This window comes from Phenylobacterium sp., assembly GCF_037138395.1.
GTDB lineage: Bacteria > Pseudomonadota > Alphaproteobacteria > Caulobacterales > Caulobacteraceae > Phenylobacterium.
The window spans coordinates 1-4,562 of the sequence record NZ_JBAXIM010000182.1 but is presented as its reverse complement, the minus strand read 5'-3'; the positions used below and the strand labels follow the sequence as shown (position 1 = coordinate 4,562).

General features: G+C 64.5%; 3 protein-coding genes and 1 pseudogene. 3 read left to right on the top strand and 1 reads right to left on the bottom strand.

Annotated features, from left to right (window positions below):
• The 3 genes from WCJ52_RS11730 to WCJ52_RS11720 form a co-directional block, all read left to right on the top strand.
• Positions 1 to 391 (top strand): OmpA family protein (locus WCJ52_RS11730; RefSeq protein WP_336903492.1); only part of this gene is annotated, 391 nt, incomplete at its 5' end.
• Positions 392 to 772: 381 nt separating this feature from the next.
• The gene (locus WCJ52_RS11725; protein ID WP_336903491.1) at positions 773 to 2,638 is read left to right on the top strand and encodes a ribonucleoside-diphosphate reductase subunit alpha; all 1,866 of its coding nucleotides are present in this window, start codon (positions 773 to 775) and stop codon (positions 2,636 to 2,638) included.
• A 133-nt stretch (positions 2,639 to 2,771) separates the two neighbouring features.
• Positions 2,772 to 3,803, top strand: a complete 1,032-nt coding sequence (locus WCJ52_RS11720) for a ribonucleotide-diphosphate reductase subunit beta (protein WP_336903490.1) — start codon at positions 2,772 to 2,774, stop codon at positions 3,801 to 3,803.
• 24 nt (positions 3,804 to 3,827) lie between these two features.
• Here the strand turns inward: WCJ52_RS11720 and htpX are convergent.
• Positions 3,828 to 4,562: pseudogene (htpX, locus tag WCJ52_RS11715) on the bottom strand (zinc metalloprotease HtpX); the annotation flags it as partial.

Sequence of the window (4,562 nt, the reverse complement as noted above, 5' to 3'; positions counted from 1 at the left end):
ACCACGAACTGCTTCGCCTCGTAGGCCGCCGCCGCCTCCGCCGCCGCCGGCCTACGAGGCGAAGCAGTTCGTGGTCTACTTCCCGTTCGATCAGTCTGTCCTGACGCCGGAAGCCCAGACCATCGTCACCGAAGCGGCTGAATACGCCAAGGCTGGCAACGCCACCCGCGTGATCGTGGTCGGCCACACCGACTCGTCCGGCTCGCCGGCCTACAACACCCGTCTCTCCGAGCGCCGGGCCAAGGCCGTTGCGGACGCCCTGGTCGGTCAGGGTGTTGGCCAGCAGCTGATGCAGGTCGACTGGAAGGGTGAAACCCAACTCGCGGTCGCCACCGGCGACGGCGTGAAGGAACCCCTGAACCGCCGTTCGACGATCGACATCAACTTCTGATTTCGATCGTAGGCGGAAACGCCTGGAAATATGGGGGCCCGGTCTCATGACCGGGCCCTTTTTCCATTCTGGGAACCGCTGCGAGGGCGGGTCCGTGTCCACCGCAACCCTCTCCGCCTGAGCCCCAAAAACTGTTCACAGTCTCGTGATCCGGGATTCGGGGATGCGTCGAAACCTCTGCATGTTCAAGCGTCAAGCCCCCTGTTAATCTCTCGTTAGCAAAAAACTCCGGGGGACAACCCGCTGGCCCCGTTGACGATTCATGAGGCTCGTGGCCCATGATGTTGCGTAGTCGGGCGGGGCGCCCACTAGATGTAGTCATAGGGATGCGGCAGGCGCGGGATCGCACCGCGCCGCCAGCGAGGATAGCGGGTGCAGGTCATGAGTGGGAATGAAGCCGTCAGGCGGCTGGAGCAGGCGGACGCCAATGCGGCGGCGGAGCCGACGGAACGTCCCCAATTGCAGCTTGTCCGGAAGGTCCAGGTCGACCGGTCCCGGGACGCCCTCCTCACCGACTTCGGCAAGACCACCCTGGAGGACCGTTACCTCCTTGCGGGCGAGTCCTACCAGGACATGTTCGCCCGGGTGGCCACGGCCTACGCCGATGACGCAGACCATGCCCAGCGGGTCTATGACTATATCTCGCGCCTGTGGTTCATGCCCGCGACCCCCGTACTGTCGAACGGCGGAGCGGACCGAGGCCTGCCGATTTCCTGCTTCCTGAACGCGGTGAATGATTCCCTCGACGGCATCCAGGGCGTGTGGAACGAGAACGTCGCCCTGGCCTCTAATGGCGGCGGCATCGGCACCTATTGGGGTGGCGTCCGGTCCATTGGCGAGAAGGTCAAGGGCGCTGGCCAGACCAGCGGTATCATCCCCTTCATCCGCGTCATGGATAGCCTGACCCTGGCGATCAGCCAGGGCTCTCTCCGGCGCGGTTCGGCGGCGGTTTACCTCGACATCCACCATCCCGAGATCGAAGAGTTCCTTGAGATCCGGAAACCCTCGGGCGACTTCAACAGGAAGTCGCTCAACCTCCACCACGGGATCTCCATCACCGACGAGTTCATGGAGGCCGTCCGCGAAGGCGCGCCCTTCGGCCTGCGCTCTCCCAAGACAGGAGACGTCCTGCGGGAAGTGGACGCCCGCAGCCTCTGGCAGAAGATCCTCGAGATCCGCCTGCAGACTGGCGAGCCCTACCTGATCTTCTCCGACACCGTGAACCGCTCCATGCCGCAGCACCAGCGGGACCTCGGCCTGTCTGTGCGTCAGTCCAACCTGTGCTCGGAGATCATGCTTCACACCGGCCTCGACCACCTGGGGAAGGAGCGCACCGCCGTCTGCTGCCTGTCGTCGGTCAATGCCGAGACCTTCCTGGAGTGGCGTGACCATCCGACCTTCATCGAGGATGTCATGCGCTTCCTCGACAATGTCCTGGAGGATTTCATCACCCGGGCGCCCCCGAGCATGGCCAACGCCATCTACGCCGCCCAGCGCGAGCGCTCGGTCGGCCTGGGGCTGATGGGCTTTCATTCCTTCCTGCAGCTGCAGAACGTGCCCTTCGAGTCCGCCCTGGCCAAGTCCTGGAACATGCGGCTGTTCAAGCACCTCCGCCGCCAGTGCGACACCGCCTCACGCGTCCTGGCCGCCGAGCGCGGTCCCTGCCCGGACGCCGCCGAGCGTGGCGTCATGGAGCGCTTCTCGCACAAGCTGGCCATTGCCCCGACCGCCTCGATCTCGATCATCTGCGGCGGGACCAGCGCCGGCATCGAGCCCATCCCGGCCAACATCTACACGCACAAGACCCTGTCGGGCACCTTTGCGGTCCGCAATCCCTACCTCGAGCGCCTGCTCGAGGCCCGCGGCCAGAATACCCCGCCGGTCTGGGACTCCATCCTCGAGAACGAGGGCTCGGTCCAGCACCTCGACATCCTGACCCAGGACGAGAAGGACATCTACAAGACCGCCTTCGAACTCGACCAGCGCTGGGTGGTGGAACTGGCTGCTGACCGCACGCCCGACATCTGCCAGTCCCAGTCAGTCAACATCTTCCTGGCGGGGGATGTCGACAAGTGGGACCTGCACATGCTGCACTGGACCGCCTGGGAGCAGGGGTGCAAGTCCCTCTACTATCTGCGTTCCAAGTCCGTGCAGCGCGCTGCCCACGCCGGCGCCGAGACGGCAGAGATCGTCGCGATGGTCGAGGGCGTTCGGACGGACTACGAGGAATGCCTAGCCTGCCAGTAAGCCATCTATCCCCAGCCCGTGCACAACATGTTGGGCTGGACAGTGCGACACCCCCTAGATATCGGTTCGGCACCGTGTCTAGTTTGTTTCCCGATCCGCCGACCCCATCCCTGTCTCCCTGGAGCGCCTGACCGTGTCCGCCAAGTCCCAACTTCCAGGTCTGCTCACCCCGTCCTATGCCTACAAACCCTTCAGGTATCCCTGGGCCTACGACTTCTGGAAGCGCCAGCAGCAGGTCCACTGGATGCCCGAAGAGATCCCGCTCGGCGAGGACCTCAAGGACTGGGCCACCAAGCTCAATGACCGCGAGCGCAACCTGCTCACCCAGATTTTCCGGTTCTTCACCCAGTCGGACGTCGAGGTGAACAACAACTACATGGAGCGCTATTCGCGCGTCTTCCGCCCGACCGAAATCAAGATGATGCTGGCCTCGTTCTCCAACATGGAGACGATCCACATCGCCGCCTACGCCCTGCTGCTCGAGACCATCGGCATGCCCGATTCCGAGTTCACGGCCTTCCTGGAGTTCCAGGAACTCAAGGCCAAGCATGACTACATGCAGCAGTTCGGGGTCGAGACCGAGGCCGACATCGCCCGGACGCTCGCCATGTTCGGGGCCTTCACCGAGGGCCTGCAGCTGTTCGCCAGCTTCGCCATGCTGATGAACTTCCCCCGGCACAACAAGATGAAGGGCATGGGGCAGATCGTGTCCTGGTCCGTGCGTGACGAGAGCCTGCACTGCGAGGGCATCATCAAGCTCTACCATGCCTTCAACCAGGAGACCGGGGCAGTCACCCCCTCCGTTGCCGACGACATCATCGACTGCTGCAAGACGGTGGTCGGGCTGGAAGACAAGTTCATCGACCTCGCCTTCTCGGCCGGCGATATCCAGGGCATGACGCCGGACGATATTAAGGCCTACATCCGGTTCATCGCCGACTGGCGCCTGCGCCAGCTGTCCCTGCCGGAGGTCTACGGGGTCCGGGAAAACCCCCTGCCCTGGCTGCAGTCCATGCTGTCGGGGGTCGAGCACGCCAACTTCTTCGAGGCCCGCTCGACCGAGTACTCCAAGGCCGCGACCCGCGGCCAGTGGCATGGCGACGCGGGCGTCTGGACAGAGTTCGACCGGCTCCTGGTCCGTCGACAGGCCGAGCCCGCCGAATAGGGCGAGTTACCCGCCCTTCATCTCCATCAAGGCCGCCACGCGGTTGGCGGTGGAGGGATGGGTGGAGAACAGGTTGTCCATGCCTTCGCCTGAAAGCGGATTGATGATGAACATGTGGCTGGTGGCCGGGTTGGCCTCGGCGTCAGGGTTTCTAACGCCCTGGGCGTAGGCTTCGATCTTGCTGAGGGCGCTGGCCAGGGCCTCGGGATCTCCAGAGATTTCGGCGCCCCCGCGGTCGGCCTCGTACTCGCGGCTGCGGCTGATGGCCATCTGGACCAGGGCCGCCGCGATCGGCGCAAGGATCATGATCACCAGGCCCATGAGCCCGCCGCCCCGCCGTTCGCCGTTGCTGGATCCACCGCTGAAGGCGGCGAAGTTGGCCAGGCTTGAGATGGCGCCCGCTATGGTCGCGGTGATGGTCATGGTCAGGGTGTCGCGGTGCTTCACGTGCGCCAGTTCATGGGCCATGACGCCACGGATCTCCCGCCGGTCGAGCATCTGCAGCAGGCCCCGGGTGGCCGCCACTGCAGCGTGATCCGGGTTCCGCCCGGTGGCGAAGGCGTTCGGCTGGTCCTGGTCGATGATGTAGACCTTTGGTGCTGGCATTCCCGCCCGGGACGCCATCTCGAGCACGTCCTCGGCATAGGCCCGGACCCGGGCGTCCGGGTGGGAGGCATCCACCGGCTGGGCCCGGTACATCTTCAGGACGATCTTGTCCGAGTTCCAGTAGCTGAACAGGTTCATGGCCATGGCGAGGCC

What these genes read in the sequence shown, in the direction of transcription:
- WCJ52_RS11725 (WP_336903491.1), top strand. Translation starts at nt 773, where the DNA reads ATGAGTGGGAATGAAGCCGTCAGGCGGCTGGAGCAGGCGGACGCCAAT.